Source organism: Endozoicomonas sp. SCSIO W0465 (genome assembly GCF_023716865.1).
Lineage (GTDB): Bacteria > Pseudomonadota > Gammaproteobacteria > Pseudomonadales > Endozoicomonadaceae > Endozoicomonas.
The window spans coordinates 5,010,141-5,024,738 of the sequence record NZ_CP092417.1; the positions used below are offsets into that span (position 1 = coordinate 5,010,141).

Annotated in this window: 17 protein-coding genes; all 17 read right to left on the minus strand. The window is 49.4% G+C overall.

What is annotated here, in order from left to right; genetic code table 11:
• Positions 1-80: 80 nt before the first annotated feature.
• The gene (locus MJO57_RS22365) at positions 81-455 is read right to left on the minus strand and encodes a hypothetical protein (protein WP_252018860.1); all 375 of its coding nucleotides are present in this window, start codon (positions 453-455) and stop codon (positions 81-83) included.
• A 241-nt stretch (positions 456-696) separates the two neighbouring features.
• Positions 697-1,014 (minus strand): hypothetical protein, encoded by a 318-nt coding sequence (locus MJO57_RS22370; protein ID WP_252018862.1) that lies wholly within the window; start codon positions 1,012-1,014, stop codon positions 697-699.
• Positions 1,011-1,202 carry a hypothetical protein gene (locus tag MJO57_RS22375; protein WP_252018864.1) on the minus strand — a complete coding sequence of 64 codons (192 nt, stop codon included), beginning with the start codon at positions 1,200-1,202 and terminating at the stop codon, positions 1,011-1,013. The genes MJO57_RS22370 and MJO57_RS22375 overlap by 4 nt, the downstream gene beginning before the upstream one ends.
• Positions 1,203-1,448: 246 nt before the next feature.
• On the minus strand, positions 1,449-2,276 hold the full coding sequence (locus MJO57_RS22380; protein WP_252018866.1) for a hypothetical protein: 828 nt from the start codon (positions 2,274-2,276) through the stop codon (positions 1,449-1,451).
• Complete coding sequence (locus MJO57_RS22385) at positions 2,212-4,119, minus strand: hypothetical protein (RefSeq protein ID WP_252018867.1); 1,908 nt, start codon at positions 4,117-4,119, stop codon at positions 2,212-2,214. The genes MJO57_RS22380 and MJO57_RS22385 overlap by 65 nt, the downstream gene beginning before the upstream one ends.
• 214 nt (positions 4,120-4,333) lie before the next feature.
• Entirely contained in the window at positions 4,334-4,948 is a 615-nt protein-coding gene (locus tag MJO57_RS22390) for an SET domain-containing protein-lysine N-methyltransferase (protein WP_252018869.1), read from the minus strand.
• Positions 4,893-5,771 carry a hypothetical protein gene (locus MJO57_RS22395; RefSeq protein ID WP_252018871.1) on the minus strand — a complete coding sequence of 293 codons (879 nt, stop codon included), beginning with the start codon at positions 5,769-5,771 and terminating at the stop codon, positions 4,893-4,895. Before MJO57_RS22395 ends, MJO57_RS22390 begins: the two co-directional genes overlap by 56 nt.
• Positions 5,772-6,380: 609 nt before the next feature.
• Complete coding sequence (locus MJO57_RS22400) at positions 6,381-6,986, minus strand: hypothetical protein (protein WP_252018873.1); 606 nt, start codon at positions 6,984-6,986, stop codon at positions 6,381-6,383.
• Between the two features lie 339 nt (positions 6,987-7,325).
• Positions 7,326-7,571 (minus strand): hypothetical protein, encoded by a 246-nt coding sequence (locus MJO57_RS22405; RefSeq protein WP_252018874.1) that lies wholly within the window; start codon positions 7,569-7,571, stop codon positions 7,326-7,328.
• A gap of 232 nt (positions 7,572-7,803) precedes the next feature.
• Entirely contained in the window at positions 7,804-8,748 is a 945-nt protein-coding gene (locus MJO57_RS22410; protein WP_252018876.1) for an SET domain-containing protein-lysine N-methyltransferase, read from the minus strand.
• The gene (locus MJO57_RS22415; RefSeq protein WP_252018878.1) at positions 8,666-9,325 is read right to left on the minus strand and encodes a hypothetical protein; all 660 of its coding nucleotides are present in this window, start codon (positions 9,323-9,325) and stop codon (positions 8,666-8,668) included. Before MJO57_RS22415 ends, MJO57_RS22410 begins: the two co-directional genes overlap by 83 nt.
• Positions 9,291-9,602 carry a hypothetical protein gene (locus tag MJO57_RS22420; protein ID WP_252018879.1) on the minus strand — a complete coding sequence of 104 codons (312 nt, stop codon included), beginning with the start codon at positions 9,600-9,602 and terminating at the stop codon, positions 9,291-9,293. The genes MJO57_RS22415 and MJO57_RS22420 overlap by 35 nt, the downstream gene beginning before the upstream one ends.
• Complete coding sequence (locus tag MJO57_RS22425; protein WP_252018881.1) at positions 9,559-9,747, minus strand: hypothetical protein; 189 nt, start codon at positions 9,745-9,747, stop codon at positions 9,559-9,561. The genes MJO57_RS22420 and MJO57_RS22425 overlap by 44 nt, the downstream gene beginning before the upstream one ends.
• A gap of 90 nt (positions 9,748-9,837) precedes the next feature.
• Positions 9,838-10,110, minus strand: a complete 273-nt coding sequence (locus MJO57_RS22430; protein ID WP_252018883.1) for a hypothetical protein — start codon at positions 10,108-10,110, stop codon at positions 9,838-9,840.
• On the minus strand, positions 10,103-10,399 hold the full coding sequence (locus tag MJO57_RS22435; protein ID WP_252018885.1) for a hypothetical protein: 297 nt from the start codon (positions 10,397-10,399) through the stop codon (positions 10,103-10,105). The genes MJO57_RS22430 and MJO57_RS22435 overlap by 8 nt, the downstream gene beginning before the upstream one ends.
• A 5-nt stretch (positions 10,400-10,404) precedes the next feature.
• Positions 10,405-11,046 (minus strand): hypothetical protein, encoded by a 642-nt coding sequence (locus MJO57_RS22440; protein WP_252018887.1) that lies wholly within the window; start codon positions 11,044-11,046, stop codon positions 10,405-10,407.
• Between the two features lie 112 nt (positions 11,047-11,158).
• Positions 11,159-14,371, minus strand: a complete 3,213-nt coding sequence (locus tag MJO57_RS22445; RefSeq protein WP_252018888.1) for an SET domain-containing protein-lysine N-methyltransferase — start codon at positions 14,369-14,371, stop codon at positions 11,159-11,161.
• Positions 14,372-14,598: the final 227 nt, after the last annotated feature.

The following is a 14,598-nucleotide window of genomic DNA, read 5'->3' on the forward strand; positions in this document are numbered from 1 at the left end:
GGATAGCTGAATCCCCCTTTGCTCCAGCGTTTTCAGCAGTGTGCTGACGTTGGAAAGTACGGTTTTGACGCCCGGGTGACTCAGGGAGGCAGGATTTGATGTTGATGAGTGACGCTAAACTTTGCGATGATTTCTCGGTAATCCGGGTCAATGTCCATCGGCTGTGGGTGAACAATAACCGCAGGGCGCGAGGCACTGACTTCATGGCCCATCATTGGTAACGTTGAGTCCCGCCCAGTTGATGCTGATGTGCCATTTTTTCCGGTATCCACACGTTGCCGACACCTGCGTTTTTTTGCAGGCTGTTTCGTTTCACATAACCGGGTCTGAAACCTCTTGAGTTCGCCTGTTTTTATCAACGGGTTGAATCCTATGTCCCGAGAAATAGCGCTTTCTGTTGTTGCCGCCCGGTAATGGTTCAGTAACAGCAACGGTAACAGTCGACGTGGTGACAACAGAGTGGTTTGATGCGGGTGTTGACATAAGGGATACAATTATTTTTATCTGATCGGTCAGTTTATGCCTTCATAGCACGTTGATAATGACCAGATAAACCCGACATAGTTCCACGAACTTCATGGGCATTCAGCAGGCTGAAAATATAAGGAAACAGTAGTACAAAATACAGTCCCTGCCGGTATGGATTTATAGATCAAGTCGATCAGACAGTGTATATAGTTTCAAATGGTCAACTACTTATAAAGCTTCAGAGTTATCGTCAGAGATTGCTATGGGCTCTCGCGCTGCCTGCCAGTATTGTTCCCCATAATCAATCCACAGGCTTTCATTAGCGGGTATGGGTTTTATCGCGATAATAAACACCATCCACTGACCTTGCTGATTCCTGTGCCTCAGGAACGAAACATTTTGTTCCGGGGAATTTTTTTCCTTATCAGAGTAAGTACTAAAAGCATTGATCAACGACGTTATATTTCCCTGTCTGTACCCTGAGATGAAAACACCATGAACAGGAGCGAAGCTATAGCGGTCAATATTTGCCAATGCAGCACTCAAACACGTGCTCCCTGTTGGTATGTGTTGTCATGGTATTGCTTACCTGCATAATGACCCAGCAGCTCCCATTGCGAAATATCTCTCCTGGCGACAACCTCTTCCTGACCTTTTAACTCACTAAAGATCGATCCATCGTGTTTTTGAACGGACATTCGCTCTTGTAAAATACTGCGCTCTTTGCTCGTCATCCAGCGCTTGATACTTTGCTATGGACTCATTAATGTTTTTTCTGATCGATCTATCGTTTGGGATGTCGATCTGACTGAAGAAGGTTGTGTGTCTTTGCCTGCTGTCACCAACTTCCCTTTTGACGGACGGTTCTGCCATCCATAATGGCGCCTGGTCGTTGATACGATGAGGTAATGACGTTAAATCTGTTGTCTCTTCTTTAATAAAAATTATCTCATCGTCCCGGGTATTTTCGGATCGCTGCTTCAGGATGGCTTAACTGTCGCCTTTTCCGGAAAGCCTTTGCCATTACACATGGAGGATATGCTGGTGATCAGCGCCCGGTTAAGTGGCTTGCCCTTGACGGCCTCATCAATGCCCTGCCATCCCTCTTTCAAGCAGTCCAGCTTTAGAAAGGCTTCAACTTTTGCCTTTTCCGGTAGGCCTTTGCCATGACACATGGAAGAAATGTGGGTAACCAGTGCCCGATCAAGCGGCCTGTCCTTAACAGCCTCATCAATGCCCTGCCATCCCTCTTTCAAGCAGTCCAGCTTCAGAAAGGCTTCCACTTTCGCCTTTTCCGGTAAGCCTTTGCCATGACATATGGAAGAAATATTGGTAACCAGTGCCCGATCAAGCGGCCTGTCCCTAACAGCCTCATCGATGCCCTGCCATCCCTCTTTCAGGCAGACCAGCTTCAGGAAGGCTGTCACTTTCGCCCCTTCCGGTAAGCCTTTGCTATTACACATGGAGGAAATGTGGGTGACCAGTGCCTGGTTGAGGGGCTGGTCCTTAACGGCCTCATCAATGCCCTGCCATCCCTCTTTCAGGCAGCCCAGCTTCAGGAAGGCTTCCACTTTCGCCTTTTCCGGAATGCCTTTGCCAGAAAATATGGAGGAAATATTGGTAACCAGAGCCCGGTCGATCGGCTTGTCCCTAACGGCTTCATCAATGCCCTGCCATCCTTTTTTCAGACAGCCCAGCGTCAGGAAAGCTTCCACTTTCACCTTTTCCGGTAAGCCTTTGCCATTACACATGGAGGAAATGTGAGTGACCAGTGCCCCGGTCGAGCGGTTTGTGCTTAACCGCCTCATCAATGCCCTGCCACTCCTGTTTCAAGCAGCCCAGCGTCAGAAAGGCTTCCACTCTCGCCTTTTCCGGTAAGCCTTTGCCATGACACATGGAGGAAATGTGGGTGACCAGTACCCGGTCGAGCGGCTGGTCCCTGACGGCCTCATCAATGCCCTGCCATCCCTTTTTCAGGCACTCCAGCTTCAGGAAGGCTGCCATTTTCTCCTTTTTCGGTAAGCCTTTGCCATGACACATGGAGGAAATGCTGGTGACCAGTGTCCGGTCGAGCGGCTGGTCCATAACGACCTCATCAATGCCCTGCCATCCCACTTTCAGGCAGACAAGCCTCAGGAAAGCTTCCACTTTCGCCTTTTCGGGTAAGCCTTTGCCATTACACATGGAGGAAATGTGGGTGACCAGTGCCCGGTCGAGCGGCTGGTCCTTAACGGCCTCATCAATACCCTGCCATCCCTGTTTCAGGCAGCCCAGGTTCAGGAAGGCTTCCACTTTCGCCTTTTCCGGAAAGCCTTTACCAGAACACATAGAGGAAATATTGGTGATCAGAGCCCAGTCGAGCGGCTGGTTCTTAACGGCCTCATCACTCCCCTGCCATCCCTGTTTCAGGCAGCCCAGCGTGAGGAAGGCTTCCACTTTTGCCTTTTCCGGAAAACTTTTGCCAGAAGACATGGAGGAAATGTGGGTGACCAGAGTCCGGTCTAGCGGCTGGTTCTTAACAGCCTTATCATTGCCCTGCCATCCCTCTTTCAGGCAGCCCAGCGTCAGGAAAGCTTCTATTTTTGCCTTTTCCGGTAAGCCTTTGCAAGAATACATGGAGGAAATGTTGTTGAGCAGGGCCCTGTCAAGGGGTTTGCCCTTAACGGCCCCATCATTGCCATGCCATCCCTCTTTCAGGCACCCCAGCGTCAGGAAGGCTTCCACTGTTGCCTTTTCCGGTAAGCCTTTGCCATGACACATAGAGGAAATGTTAGCGACCAGTGACCGGTCGAGTGGCTGCTCCTTAACGGCCCCATCGACACCCTGCCATCCCGCTTTCAGGCAGCCCAGCGTCAGGAAGGCTTCCACTCTCGCCTTTTCCGGTAAGCCTTTGCCATTACACATGGAGGAAATCTGCTTTAAAAACGGGCTGGCAGCAATAAATGCTACCTCCCCATCTTCCATGGCAGTAAACAGGGTTACCTTGTCCTTGTTATTCACCATGCTGGTTAAACTGCCAGTGTTGTTCACTGCTTTGCCCACTGCCGAAAAGAACACATTGGCTTTTTGAAAATACCTCGAACAAGTTTGATGTTCGATAACCATATTGAATCGCTCAAGTTTTGCAAAGAGAGTGGGTAGGGGAGGGATCCCTCTGCTCATGGATAGCTGAATACCCCTTTGCTCAAGCGTTTTCAGTAGTGTGCTGACGTTGGAAAGTACGGTTTTGACGCCCGGGTGACTCCGGTATGGCATGATTTGATGTTGATGAATAACACTAAACTTTGCGATGATTTCGCTGTAATCTGGGTGAATGTCCATCGGCTGTGGTTGAACAATAACCGCAGGGCGCGAGGCACTGACTTCATGTCCCATCATTGGTAACGTTGCGTCCCGCCCAGTTGATGCTGATGTGACATTTTTTCCGGCATCCACACGTTGCCGACACCTGCGTTTTTTTGCAGGCTGTTTCGTTTCACATAACCGGGGTCTGAATCCCTCTTGAGTTCGCCTGTTTTCCCTGCCAACGGGTTGAACCCTATGTCCCGAGAAATAGCGCTTTCTGTTGTTACCGCCCGGCAATGGTTCAGTAGCAGCAACGGTAGCAGTGGAAGTGGAGGCAAGAGAGTGGTTTGATGCGGGTGTTGACATAGGAAGGTATAATTATTTTTATCTGATCGGTCAGTTTATGCCTTCATAGCACGTTGATAATGACCAGATAAACACGAGATAGTTCAACGAACTTCACGGGCATTCAGCAAGCTGAAAATATAAGGAAACAGTAGTACAAAATACAGTCCCTGCCGATATGGATTTATAGATCAAGTCGATCAGACAGTGTATATAGTTTCAAATGGTCAACTGCTTATAAAGCTTCAGAGTTATCGTCAGAGATTGCTATAGGCTCTCGCGCTGCCTGCCAGTATTGTTCCCCATAATCAATCCACAGGCTTTCATTCGCGGGTATGGGTTTTATCGCGATAATAAACACCATCCACTGACCTTGCTTATTCCTGTGCCTCAGGAACGAAACATTTTGTTCCGGGGAATTTTTTTCCTTATCAGAGTAAGTACTAAAAGCATTGATCAACGACGTTATATTTCCCTGTCTGTACCCTGAGATGAAAACACCATGAACAGGAGCGAAGCTATAGCGGTCAATATTGGCCAATGCAGCACCCATAACACATGCTCCCTGTTGGTATGTGTTATCATGGTATTGCTTACCTGCATAATGACCCAGCAGCTCCCATTGCGAAATATCCCTGCTGGCAACGACCTCTTCCTGGCCTTTTAACTCACTAAAGATCGATCCATCGTGTTTTTGAACGGACATTCGCTCTTGTAAATACTGCGCTCTTTGCTCGTCATCCAGATCTTGATACCTGGCTATGGACTCATTAATGCTTTTTCTGATCGATCTATCATTTGGTATGTCGATCTGACTGAAGAAGGTTGCTTGTTTTTTGCCTGCTGTCACCGACTTCCCTTTTGACGGACGGTTCTGCCAACCATAATGGAGCCAGGTCATTAATACGATGAGGTAACGAGATTACATCAGTTGCCTCTTCTTTTATAACAATTATCTCATCATCCTGAGTGTTTGCGGATCGCTGCTTCAGAAATGCTTCTACTGTCGTTTTTTTCGGTATACCTTTACCATTATAAAAGGAGGAAATGCTGGTGATCAGTGTCCGGTTAAGCAGCTTGCCCTTGACGTCCTCATCAATGCCCTGCCATCCCTCTCTCAAGCAGCCCAGGTTCAGGAAAGCTTCCACTTTTGCCTTTTCCGGTAAGCCTTTGCCAGACATCATAGAGAAAATATTGGTAACCAGAGCCCGATCGATCGGCTTATCCCTAACGGCCTCATCATTGCCCTGCCATCCCTTTTTCAGGCAGCCCAGCGTCAGGAAGGCTTCCATTTTCGCCTTTTCCGGTAAGCCTTTGCCATGTAAAATGGAGGAAATCCTGGTGACCAATACCCGGTCGAGCGGCTTGTCTTTAACGGCCTCATCAATGCCCTGCCATCCCTCTTTCAGGCAGCCCAGCTTCAGGAAGGCTTCTACTTTTGCCTTTTCTGGTATGCCTCTACCAGAAGACATGGAGGAAATATTGGTGATCAGCGCCCGGTTGAGCGGCTTGTCCTTAACGGCCTCATCAATGCCCTGCCATCCCTGTTTCAGACAGCCCAGCTTCAGGAAAAGCTTCCACTTTTGCCTTTTCCGGTAAGCCTTTACCAGAAGACATGGAGGAAATGTGGCTGACCAATGCCCGGTCGAGCGGCTGGTCCTTAACGGCCCCATCAATGCCCTGCCATTCCTCTTTCAAGCAACTCAACTTCAGGAAGGCTTCAATTTTCGCCTTTTCCGGTAAGCCTTTGCCATGACACATGGAGGAAATGCTGGTGACCAGTATCCGGTCAATCGGCTTGTCCTTAACAACCTCATCAATGCCCCGCCATCCCTCTTTCAGGCAGCCCAGCTTCAGAAAAGCTTCTACTTTTGCCTTCTCCGGTAAGCCTTTGCCATGACACATGGAGGAAATACTGGTGACCAGTACCCGGTCGAGCGGCTTTCTCTTAACGGCCTCATCAATGCCCTGCCATCCCTCCTTCAAACACCCTAGCTTCAGGAAGGCTTCTACTTTTGCCTTTGCTGGTATGCCTCTACCAGAAAATATGGAGGAAATATTGGTGATCAGTGCCCGGTTGAGCGGCTTGTCCTTACTGGCCTCATCAATGCCTTGCCATCCCTCTTTCAGGCAGCCCAGCTTCAGGAAGGCTTCTACGTTCGCCTTTTCCGGTAAGCCTTTACAGAAGACATAGAGGAAATATTGGTGACCAGTGCCCGGTCGAGGGCTTGTCCTTAACAGCCTCATCAATGCCCTGCCATCCCTTTTTCAGGCAGCCCACGTCAGAAAAGCTTCCACTTTCGCCTTTTCCGGTAAGCCTTTGCCAGACACATGGAGGAAATGTGAGTAACCAGTGCCCGGTCGAGCGGCTGGTCCTTAACGGCCTCATCAATGCCCTGCCATCCCTGTTTCAGACTGCCCAGCTTCAGGAAGGCTTCCACTTTCGCCTTTTTCGGCAAGCCTTTGCTATTACACATGGAGGAAATGTTGGTGATCAGTACCAGGTCGAGCGGCTGATCCTTAACGGCCTTATCATTGCCCTGCCATCCCTTTTTCAGGCAGCCCAGTGTCAGGAAGGTTTCCACTGTTGCCTTTTCCGGTAAGCCTTTGCTGTGACACATGGAGGAAATGTGAGTCAACAGTACCTGGTCGAGCGGCTTGTCCTTAACGGCCTCATCAATGCCCTGCCATCCCTCTTTCAGGCAGCCCAGCTTCAGAAAAGCTTCCACTTTCGCCTTTTCCGGTAAGCCTTTGCCATTACACATGGAGGAAATCTGCTTTAAAAACGGGCTGGCAGCAAATGCTACCTCCCCATCTTCCATGTGCAGTAACAGGGTTACCTTGTCCTTGTTATACACCATGCTGGTTAAACTGCCAGTGTTGTTCACTGCTTTGCCCACTGCCGAAAAGAACACATTGGCTTTTTGAAAATACCTCGAACAAGTTTGATGTTCGTAACCATATTGAATCGCTTAAGTTTTGCAAAGAGAGTGGGTAGGGGAGGGATCCCTCTGCTCATGGATACCTGAATACCCCTTTGCTCAAGCGTTTTCAGTAGTGTGCTGACGTTGGAAAGTACGGTTTTCACGCCCGGGTGACTCGGATGGCATGATTTGATGTTGATGAATAACACTAAACTTTGCGATTATTCGCTGTAATCGGGTGAATGTCCATCGGCTGTGGTTGAACAATAACCGCAGGGCGCGAGGCACTGACTTCATGTCCCATCATTGGTAACGTTGCGTCCCGCCCAGTTGATGCTGATGTGACATTTTTCCGGCATCCACACGTTGCCCGACACCTGCGTTTTTTTGCAGGCTGTTTCGTTTCACATAACCGGGGTCTGAATCCCTCTTGAGTTCGCCTGTTTTCCCTGCCAACGGGTTGAACCCTATGTCCCGAGAAATAGCGCTTTCTGTTGTTGCCCGGCAATGGTTCAGTAGCAGCAACGGTAGCAGTGGACGTGGTGACAACAGGTGGTTGATGCGGGTGTTGACATAGGGATACGATTTTTTTATTTGATCGGTCAGTTTATGCCTTCATTGCACGTTGATAATGACCAGATAAACCCGAGATAGTTCAACGAACTTCATGGGCATTCAGCAAGCTGAAATATAAGGAAACAGTAGTACATAATACAGTCCCTGCCGGTATGGATTTATAGATCAGGTCGACCTGATAGTTTATATCCTTTCAACGGGTCAACTACTCAAAAGCTTCAGAGTTATCGTCAGAGATTGCTATAGGCGCTCGTGCTGCCTGCCAGTATTGCTCCCCATAATCAATCCAAAGAATTTCATTAGCGGGTATGGGTTTTATCGCGATAATAAACACCATCCACTGCCCTTGCTGATTCCTGTGCCTCAGGAACGAAACATTTTGTTCCGGGGAATTTTTTTCCTTATCAGAGTAAGTACTAAAAGCATTGATCAACGACGTTATATTTCCCTGTCTGTACCCTGAGATGAAAACACCATGGGCAGGAGCAAAGCTATAGCTGTCAATATTGGCCAATGCAGCACCCATGACACGTGCTCCCTGTTGGTATGTGTTGTCATGGTATTGCTTACCTGCATAATGACCCAGCAGCTCCCATTGCGAAATATCCCTGCTGGCGACCACCTCTTCCTGACCTTTTAATTCACTGAAGATCGATCCATCGTGTTTTTGAACGGACATTCGCTCTTGTAAATACTGCTGTCTTTGCTCGTTATCCAGAGCTTGATACTTTGCTATAGACTCATGAATGCTTTTTCTGATCGTTCTATCGTTTGGGATGTCGCTCTGACTAAAGAAGGTTGTTTGTCTTTGCCTGCTGTCACCAACTTCCCTTTTGACGGACGGTTCTGCCACCCATAATGGCGCCTGGTCATTAATACGATGAGGTAATGAGATTAAATCAGTTGCCTCTTCTTTTATAACAATTATCTCATCGTCCTGAGTACTTTCGGATCGCTGCTTCAGGATGGCTTTAACTTTTGCCTTTTCCGGTAAGCCTTTGCCATTACACATGGAGGATATGCTGGTGATCAGTGCCCGGTTAAGCGGCTGGTCCTGAACGGCCTCGTCATCGCCCTGCCATCCCTCTTTCAGGCAGCCCAGCTTCAAAAAGGCTTCCATTTTCGCCTTTTTCCGGAAAGCCTTTGCCATTACACATGGAGGATATGCTGGTAATCAGTGCCCGGTTAAGCGGCTGGTCCTGAACGGCCCGGTCATCGCCCAGCCATCCCTCTTTCAGGCAGTCCAGCTTCAGGAAGGCTTCCACTTTCGCCTTTTCCGGCAAGCCTCTGCCATTACAAAAGGAGGATATGCTGGTGACCAGTCCCCGGTCAATCGGCTTATCCTTAACGGACCCATCAATGCCCTGCCATCCCTCTTTTAAGCAGTCCAGCTTCAGGAAGGCTTCTAGTGTCGTCTTTTCCGGTAGGCCTTTGCCATGACACATGGAAGAAATGTGGGTGACCAGTGCCCAATCCAGCGGCTTATCCTTAACGGCCTCATCAATGCCCTGCCATCCCTCTTTCAGGCAGTCCAGCTTCAGGAAGGCTTCCAATTTCGTCTTTCCCGGTAAGCCTTTACCATTAAACATGGAGGAAATGCGGGTAACCAGTGCCCGGTTGAGCACCTGGCCCTTAGCGGCCTTACCAATCCCCTGCCTCCCCTTTTTCAGGCAATCCAGCTTCAGGAAGGCTTCACTTTTGCCTTTTCCGGTAAGCCTTTGCCACAAAACATGGAGGAAATATTGGTGACCAGTGCCCGGTCGAGGGCTTGTCCTTAACGGCCTCATCAACGCCCTGCCATCCCTGTTTCAGGCAGCCCAGCTTCAGAAAAGCTTCCACTTTGCCTTTCCGGTAAGCCTTTGCCATTACACATGGAGAAATGTGGTGACCAGTGCCCGGTCGGGGCTTGTCCCTAACGGCCTCATCAATGCCCTGCCATCCCTTTTCAGGCAGCCCAGCGTCAGAAAGCTTCCACTTTCGCCTTTTCCGGTAAGCCTTTGCCATTACACATGGAGGAAATGTGGTGACCAGTGCCGGTCGAGCGGCTGTCCTTAACGGCCTCATCAATGCCCTGCCATCCCTCTTTCAGGCAGCCCAGCTTCAGGAAAGGCTTCCACTTGCCCTTTTCCGGTAAGCCTTTGCCATACACATGGAGGAAATGTGGTGACCAGTCCGGTCAATCGGCGGTCCTTAACGGCCTCATCAATGCCCTGCCATCCCGCTTTCAGGCAGCCCAGCTTCAGGAAGGCTTCCACTTTCGCCTTTTCGGTAAGCCTTTGCCATGACATAGAGGAAATGTGGGTGACCAGTCCCGGTCGAGCGGCTGGTCCTTAACGGCCTCATCATGCCCTGCCATCCCTCTTTCAGGCAGCCCAGCTTCAGGAAAGCTTCCACTTTCGCTTTTCCGGTAAGCCTTTGCCATGGCACATGGAGGAAATGTGGTGACCAGTGCCCGGTCGAGCGGCTGGTCCTTAACGGCCTCATCATACCCTGCCATCCCTCTTTCAGGCACCCAGCTTCAGGAAGGCTTCCACTTTGCCTTTTCCGGTAAGCCTTTGCCATACACATGGAGGAAATGTTGTGACCAGTGCGGTCGAGTGGTCCTTAACGGCCTCATCAATACCCTGCCATCCCTCTTTCAGGCAGCCCAGCTTCAGGAAGGCGACCACTTTCGCCTTTTCGGTATGCCTTTGCCAGAAGACATGGAGGAAATCTGTTTTAAAAACGGCTTGGCAGCAATGGATGCTACCTCCCCATCTTTCATGGCAGTAAACAGGTTTACACTGCCTTGCTCCCAGCATGCTGGTTAAACAGCCAGTGTTGTTAATTGTTTTACCCACCGCTGAAAAAAACACATCGGCTTTTTGAAAATACCCTGAACAAACCTGATGATCAGTAACCATTTGAATCGCTTAAGTTTTGCAAAGAGCGTAGGCAGGGGAGGGGTGTCTCTATTCATGGATAGCTGAATACCCCTTTGCTCAAGCGTTTTCAGTAGTGTACTGACGTTGGAAAGTACGGTTTTGACGCCCGGGTGACTCAGGTATGGCATGATTTGATGTTGATGAGTAATGCTAAACCTTGCGATGATTTCGCGGTAATCCGGGTCAATGTCCATCGGCTGTAGGTGAACAATAACCGCAGGGCGCGAGGCACTGACTCCATGGCCCATCATTGGTAACGTTGAATCCCGCCCAGTTGATGCTGATGTGCCATTTTTTCCGGTATCTACACGTTGCCGACACCTGCGTTTTTTTGCAGGCTGTTTCGTTTCGCAAAACCGGGGTCTGAAAGCCTCTTTAGTTGGCCCGTTTTCCCTATCAACGGGTTGAACCCTATGTCCCGAGAAATAGCGCTTTCTGTTGTTACCGTCCGGCAATGGTTCAGTAGCAGCAACGGTAGCAGTGGAAGTGGAGGCAACAGAGTGGTTTGATGCGGGTGTTGACATAGGAGGTATAATTATTTTTATCTGATCGGTCAGTTTATGCCTTCATAGCACGTTGATAATGACCAGATAAACACGAGATAGTTCAACGAACTTCATGGGCATGGTCAACTACTTATAAAGCTTCAGAGTTATCGTCAGAGATTGCTATGGGCTCTCGCGCTGCCTGCCAGTATTGTTCCCCATAATCAATCCACAGGCTTTCATTAGCGGGTATGGGTTTTATCGCGATAATAAACACCATCCACTGACCTTGCTGATTCCTGTGCCTCAGGAACGAAACATTTTGTTCCGGGGAATTTTTTTCCTTATCAGAGTAAGTACTAAAAGCATTGATCAACGACGTTATATTTCCCTGTCTGTACCCTGAGATGAAAACACCATGAACAGGAGCGAAGCTATAGCAGTCAATATTTGCCAATGCAGCACCCATCACACGTGCTCCCTGTTGGTATGTGTTGTCATGGTATTGCTTACCTGCATAATGACCCAGCAGCTCCCATTGCGAAATATCTCTCCTGGCGACAACCTCTTCCTGACCTTTTAACTCACTAAAGATCGATCCATCGTGTTTTTGAACGGACATTCGCTCTTGTAAATACTGCGCTCTTTGCTCGTCATCCAGAGCTTGATACTTTGCTATGGACTCATGAATGCTTTTTCTGATCGATCTATCGTTTGGTATGTCGATCTGACTGAAGAAGGTTGTTTGTCTTTGCCTGCTGTCACCAACTTCCCTTTTGACGGACGGTTCTGCCACCCATAATGGAGCCAGGTCATTAATACGATGAGGTAACGAGATTAAATCAGTTGCCTCTTCTTTTATAACAATTATCTCATTGTCCTGAGTGTTTTCGGACCACTGCTTCAGGATGGCTTTAACTTTCGCCTTTTCCGGTAAGCCTTTGCCATGAAACATAGAGGAAATGTTGGTGACCAATGCCCGGTTCAGCGGCTTGTCCTTAACGGCCTCATCAATGCCCTGCCATCCCTCTTTCAAGCAGTCCAGCTTCAGAAAGGCTTCCACTTTTGCCTTTTCCGGCAGGCCTTTGCTATGACACATAGAAGAAATGTAGGTCACCAGTGCCCGATCAAGCGGCCTGTCCTTAACAGCCTCATCCATGCCCTGCCATCCCTCTTTCAGGCAACCCAGATTCAGGAAGGCTTCCACTTTCGCCTTTTCCGGTAAGCCTTTACCATTGCACATGGAGGAAATGTGAGTGATCAGTACCCGATCGAGTGATTTATCCTTAACAGCATCATCAATACCCTGCCAACCCTCTTTCAGGCAGCCCTGCCTCAGGAAGGCTTTCACTTTCGCCTTGTCCGGTAAGCCTTTGCCATGACACATGGAGGAAATGTGGGTGATCAGTGCCCGGTCGAGCGGCTTGTCCTTAACGGCCTCATCAATACCCTGCCACCACTCTTTCAGGCAGCCCAGCTTCAGGAAGGCCACGACTTTTGCCTTTTCCGGTAAGCCTTTACCATTACACATGGAGGAAATGTGGGTGACCAGTGTTCGGTCGAGCGGCTTGTCCTTAACGGCCTCATCACTGCCCTGCCATCCCTCTTTCAGGCAGCCCAGCGTCAGAAAGGCTTCCACTTTCGCCTTTTCCGGCAAGCCTTGACCATGACACATAGAGGATATGTTGGTGACCAGCGCCCGATCAAGCGGCTGGTCCTCAACGGCCTCATCAATACCCTGCCATCCCTGTCTCAGGCAGCCCAGCGTCAGGAAGGCTTCCACTCTCGCCTTTTCCGGTAAGCCTTTGCCATGGCACATGGAGGCAATGTGGGTGACCAGTACCCGGTCGAGCGGCTGGTCCCTAACGGCCGTATCACTGCCCTGCCACCCCTTTTTCAGGCACTCCAGCGTCAGGAAGGCTACCACTTTCGCCTTTTCCGGTAAGCCTTTGCTATGACACATGGAGGAAATGTTGGTGACCAGTGCCCGGTCGACCGGCTGGTCCTTAACGGCCTCATCCATGCCCTGCCATCCCTGCTTCAGACAGGACAGCTTCAGGAAGGCTTCCACTTTTGCCTTTTCTGGTAAGCCTCTACCAGAAGACATGGAGGAAATATTGGTGACCAGTGCCCGGTTGAGCGGCTTGTCCTTAACAGCCTCATCAATGCCCTGCCATCCCTCTTTCAGGCAGCCCAGCTTCAGAAAAGCTTCCACTTTCGCCTTTTCCGGTAAGCCTTGGCTATTACATATGGAGGAAATGTGAGTAACCAGTGGCCGGTCGAGTGGCCTGTCCTTAACGGCCTCATCAACGCCCTGCCATCCCTCTTTCAGGCAGCCCAGCTTCAGAAAAGCTTCCACTTTTGCCTTTTCCGGTAAGCCTTTGCCACTACACATGGAGGAAATATTAGTGACCAGTGCCCGGTCGAGCGGCTGGTCCTTAACGGCCTCATCAATACCCTGCCATCCCACTTTCAGGCAGCCCAGTTCCAGGAAGGCTGCCACTTTCTCCTTTTCTGGTAAGCCTTTGCCATTACACATGGAGGAAATCTGCTTTAAAAACGGGCTGGCAGCAATGGCTGCTACATCCCCATCGTCCATGTGTGTGAGCAGTGTTACACTGTTCTTGGTATGTAGCATGCTGGTTAAACTACCAGTGTTGTTCACTGTTTTGCCCACTGCCGAAAAAAACACATTGGCTTTTTGAAAATACCCTGAACACGTTTGATGTTCGGTAACCATATTGAATAGCTTAAGTTTTGCAAAGAGAGTAGGCAGGGGAGGGTTGCCTCTATTCATGGATAGCTGGATACACCTTTGCTCTAGCGTTTTCAGTAGTGTGCTGATGCTGGAAAGTACCGTTTTGACGCCCGGGTGACTCAGGTATGGCATCATTTGATGTTGATGAGTGACACTCAACTTTGCGATGATTTCGCAATAATCCGGCTCCCGGTCGACACTTGACGATTCTGGTGGTGGCTCTGTCGGGTGTTCAACAGAAAATAAGGCAGAGTGAACTTTACCCGGATCAATCTCTACTGGCTGTGGGTGGACAATAACCACCGAACGTGAGGCACTGACTTCATGTCCCATCATTGGTAACGTTGAGTCCCGCCCAGTTGATGCTGATGTGCCATTCTTTCCAGTATCTACACGTTGCCGACACCTGCGTTTTTTCGGAGGCTGTTTGGATTCGTAAAACCCGAGCCTGAAAGCCTCTTGAGCTGGCCTTTTTTTATCAACGGGTTGAACCCTATGTCCCGAGAAATAGCGCTTTCTGTTGTTGTCATCCGGTAATGGTTCAACAGCAGCAACGGTAGCAGTGGAAGTGGTGAAAACAGGGTCATTTGATACGGGTGTTGACATAGGGGGATACAATTTTTATTTGACCGGTCAGTTTATGCCTTGATAGCACGTTGCTAATGACCAGATAAACCCGCCATAGTTCAACCTGATTACCACTGATCGTACGTCATGACACAGGGAAAGATAATTTAAGAATATACGTGCAGCTTTTCATTCTTTATGTCTATAACCCGGTAAAGAAATAATAGAACCTCTCCAGTATTACCGGTGGAGCAGGCATCATGACG